Source organism: Nocardioides rubriscoriae, assembly GCF_008087085.1.
In the GTDB taxonomy this organism is placed as follows: Bacteria; Actinomycetota; Actinomycetes; order Propionibacteriales; family Nocardioidaceae; genus Nocardioides; species Nocardioides rubriscoriae.
Genome location: NZ_VIYJ01000005.1, coordinates 307339 through 324467, shown reverse-complemented (window position 1 = coordinate 324467; position 17129 = coordinate 307339). Strand labels below are relative to the sequence as shown.

At 73.3% G+C, this 17129-nt stretch carries 11 protein-coding genes; 7 read left to right on the top strand and 4 right to left on the bottom strand.

The features are described 5' to 3' along the window. Positions 1-20: 20 nt before the first annotated feature. The gene (locus tag FZC61_RS11125; RefSeq protein WP_148614235.1) at positions 21-884 is read right to left on the bottom strand and encodes an endonuclease/exonuclease/phosphatase family protein; all 864 of its coding nucleotides are present in this window, start codon (positions 882-884) and stop codon (positions 21-23) included. A 318-nt stretch (positions 885-1202) separates the two neighbouring features. Between FZC61_RS11125 and FZC61_RS11120 the strand changes: the two genes are divergently transcribed. After that, complete coding sequence (locus tag FZC61_RS11120) at positions 1203-2918, top strand: ABC-F family ATP-binding cassette domain-containing protein (protein ID WP_148614234.1); 1716 nt, start codon at positions 1203-1205, stop codon at positions 2916-2918. Then, a complete protein-coding gene (locus FZC61_RS11115) occupies positions 2915-3949 on the top strand; it encodes a GNAT family N-acetyltransferase (RefSeq protein ID WP_148614233.1) in 1035 nt (344 codons plus the stop codon). The genes FZC61_RS11120 and FZC61_RS11115 overlap by 4 nt, the downstream gene beginning before the upstream one ends. Positions 3950-4091: 142 nt before the next feature. Here the strand turns inward: FZC61_RS11115 and FZC61_RS11110 are convergent, their stop codons facing one another. Then, positions 4092-5405, bottom strand: a complete 1314-nt coding sequence (locus FZC61_RS11110) for a S1C family serine protease (RefSeq protein WP_148614232.1) — start codon at positions 5403-5405, stop codon at positions 4092-4094. Between the two features lie 124 nt (positions 5406-5529). On the opposite strand from FZC61_RS11110, the gene FZC61_RS11105 reads away from it, so the two are divergent. Together FZC61_RS11105 and FZC61_RS11100 are read left to right on the top strand one after the other, a co-directional pair. Next, positions 5530-7110: a long-chain-fatty-acid--CoA ligase gene (locus tag FZC61_RS11105; protein ID WP_148614231.1), complete on the top strand. Its 1581-nt coding sequence runs from the start codon at positions 5530-5532 to the stop codon at positions 7108-7110. A gap of 19 nt (positions 7111-7129) precedes the next feature. Then, entirely contained in the window at positions 7130-8101 is a 972-nt protein-coding gene (locus FZC61_RS11100) for a YihY/virulence factor BrkB family protein (RefSeq protein WP_148614230.1), read from the top strand. Positions 8102-8139: 38 nt separating this feature from the next. Here FZC61_RS11100 and FZC61_RS11095 read toward each other — a convergent pair whose 3' ends face one another. Then, positions 8140-9357, bottom strand: coding sequence for an FAD-dependent oxidoreductase (locus tag FZC61_RS11095; protein ID WP_148614229.1), 1218 nt, complete (start codon positions 9355-9357; stop codon positions 8140-8142). A 75-nt stretch (positions 9358-9432) separates the two neighbouring features. Here FZC61_RS11095 and FZC61_RS11090 point away from each other — a divergent pair, with 75 nt between their 5' ends. The 3 genes from FZC61_RS11090 to FZC61_RS11080 all read left to right on the top strand — a co-directional run bounded on the left by FZC61_RS11090 (position 9433) and on the right by FZC61_RS11080 (position 15193). After that, positions 9433-9933 carry an EVE domain-containing protein gene (locus FZC61_RS11090; RefSeq protein ID WP_148614228.1) on the top strand — a complete coding sequence of 167 codons (501 nt, stop codon included), beginning with the start codon at positions 9433-9435 and terminating at the stop codon, positions 9931-9933. A gap of 68 nt (positions 9934-10001) precedes the next feature. Next, complete coding sequence (locus FZC61_RS11085) at positions 10002-13889, top strand: Pls/PosA family non-ribosomal peptide synthetase (protein WP_148614227.1); 3888 nt, start codon at positions 10002-10004, stop codon at positions 13887-13889. Then, positions 13886-15193, top strand: coding sequence for a M1 family metallopeptidase (locus FZC61_RS11080; protein ID WP_148614226.1), 1308 nt, complete (start codon positions 13886-13888; stop codon positions 15191-15193). Before FZC61_RS11085 ends, FZC61_RS11080 begins: the two co-directional genes overlap by 4 nt. Positions 15194-15808: 615 nt before the next feature. On the opposite strand, the gene FZC61_RS11075 is transcribed toward FZC61_RS11080, so the two are convergent. Then, positions 15809-17098 carry a citrate synthase gene (locus tag FZC61_RS11075; protein WP_148614225.1) on the bottom strand — a complete coding sequence of 430 codons (1290 nt, stop codon included), beginning with the start codon at positions 17096-17098 and terminating at the stop codon, positions 15809-15811. Positions 17099-17129: the final 31 nt, after the last annotated feature.

The following is a 17129-nucleotide window of genomic DNA, read 5'->3' as shown; positions in this document are numbered from 1 at the left end:
GCGCGGCCGGCGTACTCCCGTCAGCAGGAGTCGGCCCGCTCGAGGCGCAGCACCCCCACGACGGCGTGGTGGTCGCTGTGGCGCAGTGGGGTCACCTGCGCCGCGCGCGGTGTGGCGTGGTCGTAGAAGAGGTAGTCGATCCGCTTGGTGCCGCGGTAGTTGGTCACGCCCGGTCCGTGGCCCACGGCGTCCCACAGGTCGTCTAGGTGGGTGGTCACCGCTCGGGTGATCGAGGTGTCCGGCCGGGCGTTGAGGTCGCCGCCGAGCACCGTCGCACAGGTCGGGTCACCGACGCGCGCACCCACGCCCTCGGCCTGCCGCAGCCGGCCCGCCTCGGTGGTGAGGTGGGTGGTCCACACGTCGAAGCGCACGCCCGGCGCGGCGAGCCTGACCCGCATCAGGCCGCGCGGCCGGGTCCCGGGGGTCACGTAGAGGTCGTAACGGCGCAGGTCCTGCACGGGGTAGCGGCTCAGCACCGCATTGCCGCGCCGCCCCCACCCGAACCGGATGTTGGCGTCGTAGGCGACGTCCATGCCGAGCCGGCGGGCCAACCAGCGCGCCTGGTGGACGCCGGCGCCCCGGTCGTGGGTGTCGACCTCGTTGAGCAGCACGACGTCGGGGTCGGTGCGCTCGACGTCGCGGACGACCTGCTCGAGCCCGCTGTGGGCGAAGTGGATGTTGTAGTGCAGGACCCGGACGTCGAGGTGGCCGGTGGGGCCGGCGGGGTGGCCGGCGGCGGGGCCGGCTCGTCCGGGGCGGTCGACCGGGATCGCGGCGGTGGACCCGACGGTGGTGGTGAGGACGGCCAGGAGGGTCAGGAGGGTGGTGGCCGTGGTGGCGACCAGGAGCAGCACGGTGGTGACGGTCCGGCGAGGGGACGACATGTGCCCCTTTCTAGGGATGCTGCGTGACAGGTCGACCCCGTGGCGGTGTGTCTCGCAACACGATCAGGTGTCGCGGCGTTGAAGATGCGTGGAGACGGTGGCCGAGCGGACGGAGCACGAGGTGGGTGACCCGACGTTCGACGAGTGGGTCGCGGTCCCGGCGCCCCCTCGTCAGGTCGTGATCCACCGGCAGGATCCGCCGGTGGATCGCGAGTCGAGCAACGACGGACCCGCGTACCGCCGTGTCCCGTGGCTCTCAACCACCGGCCCCGCAAACGTGGTGCGCCACCGGCTGCGCATGCCCGACAATGACTGCTCGTGGGCCATGTGGACGTCAGCGGTGTCAGGTACGAGCTCCCCGACGGACGGGTGCTGCTCGACGACGTGTCCTTCCGCGTCGGCGAGGGCGCCAAGGTCGCGCTGGTGGGGGCCAACGGCGCCGGCAAGACGACCCTGCTGCGCATCGTCACCGGTGACCTGGTGCCGCACGCGGGCGCGGTGACCCGCACCGGTGGGCTCGGGGTGATGCGTCAGGACGTCAAGGCCGGCCTCGGTGCCGACGGGCAGGAGCCGACGGTCGCCGACCTGCTGCTGAGCGTGAGCCCGCCACGCGTCCGTGAGGCGTCCGCGAAGGTCGAGGCCTGCGAGCTGCAGCTCATGGAGACCGACGACGAGAAGACCCAGATGCGCTACGCCGAGGCGTTGCACGAGTACGGCGACGCCGGCGGCTACGACCTCGAGGTCACCTGGGACGTCTGCACCATCAAGGCGCTCGGGGTGCCCTACGACCGCGCCAAGTACCGCGAGCTCTCCACGCTCAGCGGCGGCGAGCAGAAGCGACTCGTCCTGGAGTACCTCCTGGCCGGCCCCGACGAGGTGCTGCTGCTCGACGAGCCCGACAACTACCTCGACGTGCCCGGCAAGATCTGGCTCGAGGACAAGATCCGCTCCTCCGACAAGACGATCCTGTTCATCAGCCACGACCGTGAGCTGCTCGACAACACCGCGACCCGCGTGGTCACCGTCGAGCTCGGCGCGGGCGGCGGCGGCAACCTGGTGTGGACCCACGTCGGCGGGTTCACCAGCTACCACCAGGCCCGCAAGGACCGGTTCGAGCGCTTCGAGGAGATGCGCCGGCGCTGGGACGAGGAGCACGCCAAGATCAAGGCGCTCGTGCTGCGCCTGAAGATCAAGTCCGAGTACAACGACGGCATGTCGAGCCAGTACCGCGCGGCCCAGACCCGGCTGCGCAAGTTCGAGGAGGCCGGCCCCCCGACCGAGCAGCCGCGCGAGCAGCAGGTTTCGATGCGCCTGCAGGGCGGCCGCACCGGCAAGCGTGCCGTCGTGTGCACCGACCTCGAGCTCACCGGGCTCATGAAGCCGTTCGACCTCGAGGTCTGGTACGGCGAGCGGGTCGCGGTCCTGGGTTCCAACGGCTCCGGCAAGTCCCACTTCCTGCGCCTGCTGGCCGCGGGCGGCAGCGACCCCGACGTCGAGCACCAGCCGGTCGGCGACGTACGCATCAAGCCCGTCGAGCACCGCGGCCAGGCCAAGCTCGGCGCGCGCGTGCGGCCCGGCTGGTTCGTGCAGACCCACGAGCACCCCGAGCTCGTGGGCCGCACCCTGGTCGAGATCCTGCACCGCGGCGACGGTGGCACCGACGGCAAGGGCCGCAGTGGCATGGGGCGTGAGCAGGCCAGCCGGGTGCTCGACCGCTACGAGCTCAGCGCCCAGGCCGAGCAGCGGTTCGAGTCGCTCAGCGGCGGCCAGCAGGCCCGCTTCCAGATCCTGCTGCTCGAGCTCAGCGGCGCCACGCTGCTGCTGCTCGACGAGCCGACCGACAACCTCGACGTCCAGTCGGCCGAGGCGCTCGAGGAGGGGCTCGACGCCTTCGACGGCACCGTGCTCGCGGTGACCCACGACCGGTGGTTCGCGCGCGGGTTCGACCGGTTCCTGGTCTACGGCGCCGACGGCGAGGTCTACGAGTCCGACGGACCCGTGTGGGACGAGGGACGGGTCGTGCGCAGCCGATGAACGACACGACCCTCGAGATCCGCACCCTCGACCCGCACGACGAGACCCTCTTCGTCCCCTGGTACCACTCCTACGCCGCCGCGCTCGAGGCCGCCGTCGGCGTCGACGAGGCGCAGGTCTACACCCTCGACGAGGTCCGGGTGCAGTGGCAGCAGCCGACGTCCGACCAGGTCCGCCAGGGCTACGCCGGGCTCGTCGACGGCGAGGTCGTCGCCGTCGGCGCCCTCGTGCTGCCGCAGCTCGACAACCTCACCTCCGCGTTCGTCGAGGTCACCGTCTCGCCCGGGCACCAGCGCCGCGGCCACGGCCGCGCGATGCTGGCGCACGTGGAGGCCGCGGCGGCGGCGGCCGGGCGCACCCGCCTGACCGGCGAGGTCCGCTGGGCCTACGACCACGGCACCGACGGCACCGGCTCGCGCGACGTCGCCTTCGCCCGGGCCGCGGGCTTCGAGCTCGGGCTCAGCGACGTCCAACGCTGGCTCGACCTGCCGGTCGCCGACACTCTCCTCGACGACCTCGCGGCCCAGGCCGCCGAGAGGCACGCCGGCTACGAGCTGCGGTCGTGGGTGGGCCCGGTCCCCGACGACCTCGTGGAGAGCTGGGTCGAGCTCGACGGCAGCCTGTCGACCGAGGCGCCGATGGGCGACCTCGAGCACGAGACGATGCACGCCGACGTCGCCCGCCTGCGCGAGGTCGAGGCCAGCACCGCGCTGCAGCAACGGCTGGCCTACCACGCCGTCGCGCTCGACCCGGCCGGCACCACCGTCGTGGCCTACTCCAACATCATGATGAGCGCCGCCTCCACGATCGCCTACCAGTGGGGCACCCTGGTGCGCCGCGACCACCGCGGCCACCGTCTCGGCCTGGCGGTCAAGGTCGCCAACCAGCGCCTGCTGCAGCGCGAGCGCCCCGACGCGACCCGCATCTCGACGTGGAACGCCGAGGTCAACAGCCACATGATCGGCGTCAACGAGCAGATGGGTTTCCGGCCCGTCTCCCGGATGGGCGAGTTCCAGAAGCGTCTGGCCTGACCCACCACCTTTTGTGGTGCACCTTCTCCCGGCCCCCCCCCTGGTTCTCGAGGCCCCACGACTATCGAGGCCGTGAGGACGCCGAACGGCCACCGGTCTGGGACCGGTGGCCGTCGGCGCGCCCTCCCAGCGCTGGCCGTGACTACGAGGTGGGGCTCGCGTCGGAGTCGAGGGTGAGGTCGACGGTCTTGGTCTGGCCGTCGCGCTCGTAGGTGATCGTCACCTTGTCGCCGGGCCGGTAGGACCGGACCGTGGCGACCAGCGAGTCGGAGCCGGTGATGAGGGTGTCGTCGACCTTGGTGATGATGTCGCCGTTCTGCAGCCCGGCCTGGCCGGCCGCCGAGTCGGAGCCGACGTCGGAGATCTGGGCGCCGTCGACCACCAGCGCGCCACCGGTGGCCTGCACGTTCTGCACCGAGACCCCGATCCGGGCGTGCGTGGGGGTCTCGCCGGCCTTCATCTGGTCGATGACGGGCAGCACCTCGTTGATCGGGATCGCGAACCCGAGGCCGATCGAGCCCGCCTCGCCGGAGCCGGTCGACGTCGACTGGATCGAGGAGTTGATGCCGATGACGTGGCCGTCGAGGTCGACCAGCGGGCCGCCGCTGTTGCCGGGGTTGATCGCGGCGTCGGTCTGGATCGCCGGGTAGACCGTGGCGTTGCCCTGGCCGTCGGAGCCGACGCCGACGGGGCGGTCGAGCGCGCTGACGATGCCGGAGGTGACCGTGGCGTCGAGGCCGAACGGCGAGCCGATGGCGACGACCTCCTCGCCCACGTCGACCGCGCCGGAGTCGCCGATCGTCGCCGGCGTCAGGCCCGAGACGTCCTGGGCCTGGACGAGCGCGGTGTCGGTGAGGGGGTCGGTGCCGACGATCGTGGCGGCGGCGTGGCTGCCGTCGGCGAACGACACCGTGATGGTGCCGCCGTCGCCGGCGACCGCGGCGACGTGGTTGTTGGTCAGGATCAGGCCGTCGGAGCTCAGGATGATGCCCGAGCCGGAGCCCGACTCCTGGCTGCCGCTGACGTCGAGCTTGACCACCGAGGGCAGCACGGCCGCCGCGACCTGCTCGACGCTGCCCTGGGCGGGCGGGTCGTCGGTGCCACGGGCGACGACCGGGCTGGCCGTCACGGTCGCGGACGACCCCGAGGCCGAGGCGTCACCGTTGAGGGCGTCGTACGCCGCGGCGCCGCCCAGACCGGCACCGCCTCCCACCACCAGGGCCGCGGCGACGACCGCCGCGGCGAAGCCGGCGCGACCACGGCGCGGGGGGACCGCCGGCCGGGTCTGCGTGGCGAGCGCCTGGGTGCGGTGCTCGAACGGCGGGTACCCCAGCGGCGGGGGAGGCGGGGGCGGCGCGTCGTGGTAGTCCCGGAACGCGGACCCGTGCGGCGGCCCGGACGGCGCTGAGAAGGGCGGTTCGAACGGCGGCGGCGTCGGGGAGGACTGATCGTTCATGGTGTCGAGACTGCTCTGCAACCCTGTGCCTGCGCTGAGACGGCGCTGGGGGAGTCGGAAGAACGCCCGGGTGGCCTGTGGTGTGGCTCACACGCCGGCCGACACCGGCCGACACAATGGCGCCATGACCGCACCCGAGCCGCACCACCTCGCCGACCGACTCGCCCACTGGGCGGCGACCACGCCCGACGCCGAGGCGATCACCTACCTCGGGCGCACCTTCACCTGGGCCCAGTGGCACGACCGCGTACGCCGCAACACGGGCGGTCTCAAGGCCCTGGGGATCGGCCGTGGCGACGTCGTGGCCTTCCTCGACAAGAACCACCCCGCCTGCGTCGAGACGACCATGGCCGCCTCGCAGCTCGGCGCCGCCCACGCGATCGTCAACTGGCGCTCGGCGGGCGACGAGGTCGAGTACGCGCTCAACGACTGCGGCGCCCGGGTGCTGTTCGTCGGCACCGAGCTGATGCCGACCGTCGAGGCCGTCCGCGACCGGCTCACCCACGTCGAGAGGATCATCGAGGTGACGCCCGACGGGGCCGACGGGGACGGCTACGAGGCGTGGCTGGCGGCCTCGACGCCGGCCGACCGGCAGCCCGAGGTCAGTGCCGACGACACGTGCCTGGTGATGTACTCCTCGGGCACGACCGGGCGACCCAAGGGCGTCATGCTGTCCCACCGCAACATGCTGGCCCACGTCCGCAACGCCCACGACGGCTGGAGCTTCGCGCCGGGCGACAAGTGCATGGTCGCGATGCCGCTCTTCCACGTCGGCGGGTCGTCCTACATGCTCTTCCCGATCAACGACGGCGTCCCCAGCGTGATGACCCGCGACCCCGACGGCGCCTCGCTGGCCGGCGCCATCCTCGCCGGGGCCAACCGGACCTTCCTGGTGCCGGCGGTGCTCGCCCAGGTGCTGCAGACGGGCCCGGAGGCGGTCAAGCTCTTCAGCGCCCTCAAGACCTACACCTACGGCGCCGCGCCGATGCCGCCGCCGCTGCTGCGCGCGGCTATGGAGGCGTGGCCCGACACCGACTTCCTGCAGGTCTACGGATTGACCGAGGTCGCCGGCGTCGCCACCCAGCTCGGCTCCGACGACCACCGCAACGCCGTCGCCGACGGGCACCCCGAGCGGCTGGTCTCGGCCGGCAAGCCGATCCCCGAGGTTGAGGTGCGCATCGTCGACCCCGCCACCGGCGACGACGTCGGCACCGGCGAGCACGGCGAGATCTGGCTCCGTACGCCGCAGCGCTTCCAGGGCTACCTCGGCAAGCCCGAGGCGACCGCCGAGGTCGTCACCGACGACGGGTGGTTCCGCACCGGCGACCTCGGCAAGGTCGACGCCGACGGCTTCGTCTACGTCGAGGACCGGCTCAAGGACATGATCATCAGCGGCGGCGAGAACATCTACTCGCCCGAGGTCGAGCGGGTCCTGGCCGAGCACCCGGCCGTGATGGAGGTCGCCGTCATCGGCGTGCCCGACGACACCTGGGGCGAGTCCGTCAAGGCGGTCGTCGCGCTCCGCGAGGGTGCGCAGGCGACCGAGGCCGAGCTGATCGCCTTCTGCCGCGAGCACCTCGCGGCGTTCAAGTGCCCCCGGTCGGTCGACGTCACCGGACCGCTGCCCCGCAACCCCACCGGCAAGATCCTCAAGCGCGACCTGCGCACGCCCTACTGGCAGGGGCGCGACCGCCAGGTCAACTGAGCGTTGCCATGCTGTCTCGATGACCACCGCACGGCTCGTGCCCGTCACCACCGAGATGGACGGCGAGGAGCTCGACGCCGAGGACGCCTGGCACCTCGTGCGCCGCCACGGCCTGCGCACCCTGCTGGTCGGGGCCTTCGTCCGGTTCCGCTACGGCGACGGCTTCACCAACAGCCGCGCCCTGGCCCTGCAGACCTGCCTCGGCGTCGTGCCGTTCCTGCTGGCGGCCACCGGGCTGGCGGCCGACGTCGACGACGAGCGGTGGTCGCGCGTGGTCGCCCTCACCGTCGACGCGGTGTCCCCGGGCGGTGACGGGCAGGACGCGCTGGCCGGCGCCGCGTCCGGAGGCTCGCAGGACGCCGGCGAGGTGGCGCTCGTCCTGGGGCTGCTGCTCGCCCTGGTCTCGATGACCACCGCGATGGCGCAGGTCGAGCGGGGCAGCAACCGCATCTACGGCATCCGCCGTGACCGGCCCGCGGTGGCCAAGTACGGTCGGGCCGCCGCCCTGACCCTGGTGCTCGCCCTGCCGGTGGGCACCGGCTTCTTCCTGCTGGTGGCCGGGGGCGCCTTCGGCGACGCGATGGTCCGCGAGTACGCCTGGTCCGACGGCCTCCACCGGACCTGGCAGGTGCTGCGCTGGCCGGCCGGCCTGGTGCTGCTGGTCACGACGATCGCGGTGCTGCTCGACCACGCGCCGCGGCGTCGCCAGCCCGCGCTGTCGTGGCTGGCGCTCGGTGCGGTGGTGGCGGTGGTGCTGAGCATGGCCGCGGCGGCGGGGCTCGCGCTCTACGTCAACGTCAGCGGGTCGTTCGACAGCACCTACGGGCCCCTGGCCGGGATCGTGGCGCTGCTGCTGTGGAGCCTGATGTCGGCCGTGTCGCTGTTCCTCGGGGTCGCGGTGTGCGCCCAGCTCGAGGCGCTGCGCGCCCACGACCCGGCGCCGGCCGACGCCGACCCGGGCCGCCCGCACCAGAAGGTCGTGGGCGGCTGACGCTGCGCCGTCGACGGCGCCGTCGACGGCGCCGGGCGTCAGGACGCCCCGGGCAGCTCGCACCGACCCCACGGTGACGTCCGGTCGCCGCACAGGGTCCCGAGGAGCAACCGGGGTACGCCGGGGGCCCGCGTCAGCAGCGGAGCGAGCGCGTCGCGCGGCCAGGCGAGGGGGGTCAGGTCGCTCTGGAAGACCGGCATCATCAGCCGCGTCGTCCACTGGTACCACCGCAGGTGCGCGGCCCGGTGCCGGGCGTAGGCGGCCAGCGCGCGGGGGAGGTCGCGCTCGGTGCCCTGCGAGCGGACTCGCGTGCGGGCCAGCGTGTGGGCCAGCGTCCACGCGTCGGCGAGCGCCAGCGACGTGCCCGTGCCGAGCTGGGGGCTCATCGCGTGCGCGCTGTCGCCGACCAGGACGGCCGCGCTGCGACCCCGTGCGTCGTCGAGCCGGTACGGCGAGCGCACGGTGACGTCGCGGTAGGTCGCGGGCAGCAGCGCCTCGACCCGTTCGAGCAGGGCGGCGTGCGGGCCGGCGTACGGCCTCGCGCGCTCGCGCCAGGCCGGCAGCCCGGCCGCGACGGTGGGGGCCAGGTCGCGGCGGCGCGTCGACCAGAACAGCGACGTGCGGCCCCGGCCCGACGGCAGCACGCCGAGGTAGGTGCGGGTGCCGCCCAGGCACTGGAACAGGGTGTCGCGCGCGGTCTCGTCGGGGTCGTCGACGACCGCCCACAGCGCGCCGTAGTCGTACTCGCGGTCACGCAGCGTGACGCCCATGCTCGACCGCACCCGCGACCGGGCCCCGTCGCAGCCGACCACGAGGTCGAAGGTGCCCAGGTCGCCGCTGGCGGTCTCGACGGTCATCCCGCCGGCGGTCGGACGCACGCCGGTCACCGGTACGCCGAGCCGCAGCGGCACCCCGCGCCGGCGGACCGCGTCGAGCAGCAGCGCGAACAGGTCGCCGCGGTGCACGCCGAGGGCGGGGGGCGACCCGGGCAGCTCGTCGTAGCCCAGGTCGACCAGGGACCGGCCGTGGGCGGTGACGATCTGCACCCGGTCCACCGGGCGCGAGACCGCCCGCAGCGGTGCGAGCAGGTCGAGCCGGTCCAGCACCCGCTGTCCCATCTCCTGCAGCCAGATCCCGGCCCCCACCGGGCCGGGGTCCTCGGCCCGCTCGACCACCGTCACCTCATGGCCCGCGTCGGCCAGCAGGCAGGCCGTCGTCGCCCCGCCCGTCCCGAGCCCGACGACCGCGATCCGCATCCCGAGATCCTCACACCCCACGACGGCCGGGTCCCGACCGCCCGGGGTGTCGGTGCTCGCTGCTGGGATGGAGCCATGACGGGAGAGCGGACGCGCTGCTGGATCAACACGGTCAGCCTCGACCACGTGCGGCTCGGGGTCGAGGGTGGCTTCACCCAGGCCGACCACGGTCGTGACACCCGGCTGCGGCGGCTGGGGCACGGCGACCGGATCGCGTTCTACTCCCCGCGCACAGCGACCCGCACGGGCCGGGTGCTGCAGCAGTTCACCGCGCTCGGGGTGGTCGCCGACGACGAGCCCTACCGGGTCGACGTGCGCGAGGGGTTCCGGCCGTGGCGCCGTCGCGTGGAGTTCGAGGCGGTGGTGGCGGTGCCGGTCAAGCCGCTGCTGCCGGTGCTCGGGTTCGTCGACGACGAGGAGAGCTGGGGCCTGCCGTTCCGACGCGGCCTGTTCGAGGTGGCCTCGGGCGACTTCGCGGCGATCGCCGGGGCGATGCGCGACGCCGCCGACGGGTCGGTCCACGTGATCGGGGCCGCGTCGTCACCGGTGGGCCGCCACGACGACCCACCACGCTGAGCAGTGCGGGCGGCCACGGGCTGGGACCGGGTCACCGTGCGTTCACCGGTCTCGGCCATGGTGGACCCATGACCCCGCTGCGCGACGACCCCCTGCGCCGGGGACACCTGGCGCCGTCGCCCCGCACGCTGGTCGACATCTTCCGCGAGACGGTCGCCGAGGCCCCCGACGAGCCCGCCGTCGACGCCGGCACCGGTGTGCTCACCTACGCCGAGCTCGAAGAGCAGGCCGACGGGCTGGCCGCCGAGCTCGCAGCGCTCGGGATCGGCCCGGGCGACAAGGTCGGCGTCCGCGTGCCCTCCGGCACCACCGACCTCTACGTCGCCATCATCGGCATCCTGCTCGCCGGTGCCGCCTACGTGCCCGTCGACGCCGACGACCCCGACGACCGGGCCCGGCTGGTGTTCGGCGAGGCCGACGTCGCCGCGGTGGTCGGCGCCGACCTCGCGATCGCCGCACGTCGCCGGGGTGCCGCCGCGGGCCCGGTCGACCAGGTCGACCCGGTCGATCCCGGGCTGGGCGACGACGCCTGGGTGATCTTCACGTCCGGCTCGACCGGCAAGCCCAAGGGCGTCGCGGTGACCCACCGCTCGGCGGCCGCGTTCGTCGACGCGGAGTCGCGGATGTTCCTGCAGCAGGCGGCCGGCAAGGAGCCGCTCGGGGTGGGCGACCGGGTGATGGCGGGCCTCTCGGTCGCCTTCGACGCCAGCTGCGAGGAGATGTGGCTGGCCTGGCGCTACGGCGCCTGCCTGGTGCCGGCGCCGCGTGCCCTGGTCCGCAGCGGGATCGACGTCGGACCGTGGCTGGTCGCCAACCGGGTCACGGTCGTCTCGACCGTCCCCACCCTGGTCGCGCTCTGGCCCGCCGAGGCCCTGGCCGGGGTGCGCCTGCTCATCATGGGCGGCGAGGCCTGCCCGCCCGAGCTGGTCACGCGCCTGGTCGCCCCGGGGCGCGAGGTGTGGAACACCTACGGGCCGACCGAGGCCACCGTCGTCGCCTGCGGTGCCGAGCTCACCGGCGAGGGGCCCGTGCGGATCGGGCTGCCCCTCGACGGCTGGGACCTCGCCGTCGTCGATGCCCACGGCGAGCCTGTGGCCGAGGGCGAGACCGGCGAGCTGATCATCGGCGGTGTCGGCCTGGCCCGCTACCTCGACCCCGCCAAGGACGCCGAGAAGTACGCCCCGATGCCGACCCTCGGCTGGGACCGCGCCTACCGCAGCGGCGACCTGGTGGTCAACGACGCCGCCGGGCTGCTGTTCGGCGGCCGGGCCGATGACCAGGTCAAGCTCGGCGGGCGGCGTATCGAGCTCGGCGAGATCGACAGTGCCCTGCTCGCGCTGTCCGGTGTCCAGGGCGCCGCGGCCGCCGTACGCCGCACGGCGGCCGGCAACAGCCTGCTCGTCGGCTACGTCACCGTCGACGAGACCTTCGACCAGGCCGCCGCCCTGGCCGGCATGCGGGCGTCGATGCCGGCGGCGCTCGTGCCGCGCCTCGCGGTGGTCGACACGCTGCCGACCCGCACGTCGGGCAAGGTCGACCGCGACGCGCTGCCGTGGCCCCTTCCCCGCCCGGCCGAGGCCGTCGTGGCCGCCGACCTCTCCGAGACCGAGACGTGGCTGACCGGCGTGTGGCTCGACGTGCTCGGGTCGGTCGCCGAGACCCGTGCGGCCGACTTCTTCGACCTCGGCGGGGGCAGCCTGTCGGCGGCCCAGGTCGTGTCCCGCCTGCGCGAGCGCTACCCCGAGGTCGTCGTCGGCGACCTCTACGAGCACCCGACGCTGGGCGACCTCGCCACCCACCTCGAGGGCATGGCCGCCGCCGGCCCCACCAGCGACCGCAGCGTGCCCCCGACCCCGCTCAAGACCCAGGCCGGGCAGGTCGTCGCGACCTTGCTGGTCCGCTGCCTGGCCGCGCCCCGCTGGGTGTTCTGGGTCGGGCTGGCCTGCCTCGTGGTCGGCTCGCTCGACGGCTGGGGCTGGCTGCCCGACGCCCCGGTGTGGGCGCTGGCCCTGCTCGGGGCCGGCTTCGTGCTCCCGCCGGGCCGGATGCTGCTGGCCGCCGGCGCCGCCCGCGCGCTGCTCGCGGGCGTCGAGCCCGGCGACCACCCGCGCGGCGGCAAGGTCCACCTGCGGCTGTGGCTCGCAAGCCACGTCGTCGACGAGATCGGCGCCGTCGGCCTCGGCGGGGTGCCCTTCATGACCTGGTACGCCCGTCTGCTCGGCGTCCGGGTCGGCCGCGACGTCGACCTCCACTCGGTCCCGCCGGTCACCGGCATGCTCCGGCTGGGAGCCGGCTGCTCGGTCGAGCCCGAGGTCGACCTCACCGGCTACTGGGTCGACGGCGACGTCCTCCACCTCGGCGCGGTGCGCGTGGGTGCCCGGGCCCGGATCGGCGCCCGCAGCATGCTGCTGCCCGGTGCCGTGGTCGGCGCCGACGCCGAGGTCGCGCCGGGCTCGGCCGTGTTCGGCGAGGTGCCCTCCGGGGAGTTCTGGTCCGGCTCGCCCGCCGAGCAGGTGTCCGACGACGCCCGCGGGCCGTGGTCCTCCGAGCGGCCGGTCAACCCGCGGGCCTGGGCGGCGGCGTACGCCGCGGCGGGCGCCGGGCTCGGCCTGCTCCCGCTGGTCGCCGTGGTGGTCGGCGCCCTCCCGCCGCTGCTGCTGGCCGACGCGCCCGGCGACGCGTCCGCCCTCCTGGGGCTGCTGTGGTGGCTGCCGGTCTCGACGGTGCTCGGGCTCGCGACGCTGACGGTGCTGGTGTGGGCCGTCGTCCGGCTGGCCGGCCGGTCGGTCGCCACCGGCGCGTTCCCGGTCCGCAGCCGCCCCGCGCTGGCGGTGTGGACCACCATGCGCGTGCTCGACGAGGCCCGCACCTGGTTGTTCCCGCTCTACTCCTCGCTGCTGACCCCGGTCTGGCTGCGCGCCCTGGGCGCCCGCATCGGCAAGGACGTCGAGGCCTCGACGGTGCTGATGATCCCGTCGCTCACCCAGGTCAACGACCAGGCGTTCCTCGCCGACGACACCCTGATCGGCGGCTACGAGCTCGGCGGCGGCTGGCTGCGCGCCGAGAAGGTCAAGATCGGCAAGCGCGCCTTCGTCGGCAACTCCGGCATGGCGGCCCCCGGGCGCAAGGTCCCCAAGGCGTCTCTGGTCGCGGTCCTGTCCGCCGCGCCCCGTCGGCGTACGGCGCACAAGGGCGAGTCCTGGCTCGGCAGCCCGCCGGCGCCGCTGCGTCGTACCGCCGCCGACGACGCCGACCAGCGCACCACCTACGACCCGCCGACCCGGCTGCGGGTCTACCGCGCGGTCGTCGAGGTGTGCCGGCTCGTGCCGCAGACGGTGAGCCTCGCCCTCGGCGGGGTGGTCGCCGTCGCCGTCGTCGCCCTGCTCGACGCGCACGTGCTGCTCGCCCTGCTGCTCACCGGCCCGCTGCTCGTCGCCGCCGGGCTGGTCGCTGCGCTGGTCACCGTCGCGGCCAAGTGGCTCCTCGTCGGCCGGACGCGACGCGGCAGCCACCCGTTGTGGAGCTGGTTCGTCTGGCGCAACGAGCTCGCCGACACCTTCGTCGAGGTCGTCGCGGCCCCGTGGTTCCTGCGGGCCGTCAGCGGCACGCCGGTCCTCAACGCCTGGTTCCGGCTGATGGGGGCCACCATCGGTCGCGGGGTCTGGTGCGAGACCTACTGGCTGCCCGAGGCCGACCTCGTCGAGCTGGGCGACGGCGCGACGGTCAACCAGGGCAGCGTGGTGCAGACCCACCTGTTCCACGACCGCCGTTTCGCCAAGGACGTCGTGACCCTCAAGCGGGGCGCGACCCTGGGGCCCCACAGCGTGATCCTGCCCGCCGCGACGCTCGGACGCCACGCTACGGTCGGCCCCGTGTCGTTGGTGATGAGGGGCGAGTCCGTGCCTGACAAGACCACGTGGATCGGCAACCCGATCGGCCCGTGGGACCAGCGGTGAACGGGCTCCCCACCGCAGACCCCTACCTGCCCGACCACGGCGACCCCTCCTGGGGTGCCGAGCACTACGACCTCGACCTGCGCTACGACGTCGCCCGCAACCACCTGCGCGGCCAGGCTGTCGTGCGGGCCGTCGCCGTCGACGACCTGGCGCGCATCGTGCTCGACCTCGCCACCCTGCGCGTCTCCAAGGTCCTCCTCGACGGCAGGGCGCCGGCCCGCTACGCGGTCCGCGGTCGCCGGCTCGTCGTCACGCCCCGGCAGCCGGTGCGGGCCGGTGCCACCTTCGAGCTGCGGGTCACCTACGCCGGCAACCCCAAGCCGCTGGTCGACAAGCACCACGGCGAGGCGGGCTGGGAGGAGCTGGCCGACGGCGTGATCGTCGCGGGCCAGCCCCACGGGGCCCCGACGTGGTTCCCCTGCAACGACCGGCCCGACGACAAGGCCTCCTACTCGCTGACCGTCACCGCACCCTGCGACTACACGGTCGTCGCCAACGGCACCCTCACCTCGCGCCACAGCGGCTCCAGCGCCACCACCTGGGTCTACGCCCAGGACGAGCCCATGGCCACCTACCTCGCGACCGTCCAGATCGGGCGCTACGAGGTCCGCGAGCTCGGCGCCGAGCCCCCGCTGCTCGCGGCGGTGCCCGCCGACGCGGGGGAGGGCTTCGAGGAGGCGTTCGGCCGCAACGCCGAGATGCTCGAGGTGTTCAGCGAGCTGTTCGGCCCCTACCCGTTCCCGACCTACTCGGTGGTCGTCACCGACGACGACCTCGAGATCCCCCTGGAGTCGCAGAGCCTGTCGACCTTCGGCCGCAACTTCCTCACCGACGACTGGGACGCCGTACGCCTGGTCGCGCACGAGCTGGCCCACCAGTGGTTCGGCAACGCCGTCACGCTGCGCCGCTGGCAGGACATCTGGCTGCACGAGGGCTTCGCCTGCTACAGCGAGTGGCTCTGGTCCGAGGCCTCCGGCGGCGACTCCGCCGACGACTGGGCCGAGCACCACCATGACAAGCTCGCCGACCTCGACCAGGACCTCGTGCTCGCCGACCCGGGCCCGGAGCTGATGTTCGACGACCGCGTCTACAAGCGCGGCGCCCTGACCCTGCACGCCCTGCGCCGCACGATCGGCGACGACGCCTTCTTCGACCTGCTCAAGGCCTGGGTGGCCACCCACTCCGGCGGCAACGTCACCACCGCCGACTTCGTCTCGATGGCCGTCGAGCGCACCGGAGCCGACCTCACCGACCTCTTCGTCACCTGGCTCCACCAGAAACCCCTCCCCGACCTGCCCTCCTGAGGTGCTCGGGTTGCGGTCTGGTCTGCGCGCGTTGTTCGCCTGCGGCGGGCTTGGGGTCCTGCGGGCCGGGGCCTGTGGTGGGGTGGGGCGTCGGCTCCGGCGGGGCCGAACCGCACCCCGCAGCTGGCGACGCCGTGTCGCACCCTGACTCGGTTCGCGGTCGAGATGAGCTGTGTGCGCCACGCCGCGCTCGACGCTTTGCCGGGGTGCGCTTCGACCGCGCCTGCGCCGCCGCCCCACCCCGGTCGGTCCCCGACCGGCGGTCCCCGGGGGGTGAGGATGTGGTCCGCGAGCGTGGTCGGGACCCGGACCCCGTTCTGTCCTCCCCGGGGACAGTCACCGGGCGCGCGGACCGGGTGGGTCGGGGGCCGTAGGCGCGGCAGGAGCGCGATCCGGCAAGCGTCGAGCGCGGCGTGGCGCGCACACGACGACCCGACCACAGCTCAGGTCAGGGCGCGACACGGCGTCGCCAGCTGCGGATCGCAGGTCCTGCCCCGTCGGAGGACCCCGACCCACCCACCAGGCACCCAGCGCAGCCCCAAGCCCGCCGCAGGCGAAAAACGCGCCGAAGGCGCGCAGGCCGACTGGCCCACGCGCCTTCGGCGCAGCGGAAGGTCAGGCCCAGCGCTCGGAGGCCGGCACGAAGGTCAGCTGGCGGTCGCCGGTGTAGATCTGCTTGGGGCGGGCGATCTTCTGCTCCTTGTCCTGGACCAGCTCGAGCCACTGCGAGAGCCAGCCCGGGGTACGGCCGATGGCGAAGAGCACGGTGAACATCTCGGGCGGGAACTGGAAGGCCTCGTAGATGAGGCCGGAGTAGAAGTCGACGTTGGGGTAGAGCTTGCGCTTGATGAAGTACTCGTCCTCGAGGGCGATCTTCTCGAGCTCCTTGGCGATCTCGAGGAGGGGGTTGACCCCGGTGACCTCGAAGACGTCGTCGCAGGCCTTCTTGATGATCGTGGCGCGCGGGTCGAAGTTCTTGTAGACGCGGTGGCCGAAGCCCATCAGCCGCTCGTTGCCGTCCTTGACGCCCTGGATGAAGGCGGGGATGTTCTCCTTCGAGCCGATCCGGCGCAGCATCTTGAGCACCGCCTCGTTGGCGCCGCCGTGCAGCGGGCCGTAGAGCGCGCCGACACCCGCGGCGACCGCGGAGTAGGGGTCGACCTGCGAGGAGCCGACGGAGCGCACGGCGTTGGTCGAGCAGTTCTGCTCGTGGTCGGCGTGCAGGATGAACAGCACGTCGAGGGCCTTGACCAGCCGCGGGTCGGCCTCGTACTTCGACTCGCTCATCTTGAAGAGCATGGAGAGGAAGTTGGCGGTGTAGCTGAGGTCGTTGTCGGGGTAGACGTAGGGCTTGCCCTGCGCGTGGCGGAAGGCCCAGGCGCCGAGGGTCGGCATCTTGGCGATCATCCGCACGATCTGCATGTGGCGGTTGTCGGGGTCGGTGATCTTGCCGGCGTCGGGGTAGAACGTCGACAGGGCGCCGACCGAGGCCATGAGCATGCCCATGGGGTGGGCGTCGTAGCGGAAGCCCTGCATGAAGCTCTTGACGTTCTCGTGGACGAACGTGTGGTACGTGATCTCGTGGACCCAGGCCTCGTACTCGGCCTTGGTCGGGAGGGTCCCGTGCACCAGGAGGTAGGCCACCTCGAGGAAGCTCGACTTCTCGGCGAGCTGCTCGATCGGGTAGCCGCGGTACTCGAGGATGCCCTTGTCGCCGTCGATGTAGGTGACGGAGGAGCGGCAGGAGGCGGTGTTGACGAAGCCGGGGTCGTAGACGGCGAGTCCGGGGGACTGCTCATCGGTGCGGATCTTCCCGAGGTCGGCGGCCTTGATGGTGCCGTCGGTGATCGGGACGTCGTACTCCGTGCCGGTGCGGTTGTCGCGGACGGTGAGAGAGTCGGTCACGTCCCACAACCTAGACCGCGGCCCCGCAACG